We start from the raw sequence: 270 nt of genomic DNA, 5'->3' as shown, positions 1-270 counted from the left end.
AAATGTCCAGGGGTTTACATTCAGCGGGATGGGCCTGGTGATCCACGCCGTTGAACACCTGAGCTATCATACCGGGCAGATTGCCTTTATCGTCAAGGCTGGTACCGGGCAGCAACTCGGATTTTACGACGGGCTGGACCTGACAACCAAAAATTCCTGAGGATGCTGGCCAAAAGAATCATTCCCTGCCTGGATATCAAAGACGGCCGAACGGTTAAGGGGGTCAATTTTGTGGGCCTGCGCGACGCCGGCGATCCGGTGGACCTGGCC

At 55.9% G+C, this 270-nt stretch carries 1 protein-coding gene; it reads left to right on the top strand.

Annotation, left to right across the window (positions count from 1 at the left end; all coding sequences use genetic code 11):
• Positions 1-162 precede the first annotated feature (162 nt).
• A partial coding sequence (locus tag ACRHNM_RS16820; RefSeq protein ID WP_431137767.1) for a HisA/HisF-related TIM barrel protein occupies positions 163-270 on the top strand: 108 nt, incomplete at its 3' end.

The organism is Psychroserpens mesophilus, from assembly GCF_050617655.1.
In the GTDB taxonomy this organism is placed as follows: Bacteria; Bacteroidota; Bacteroidia; order Flavobacteriales; family Flavobacteriaceae; genus Psychroserpens; species Psychroserpens mesophilus_A.
Note: the sequence above shows the minus strand (reverse complement) of the source record. Positions and strands in the feature narration are given on the sequence as shown.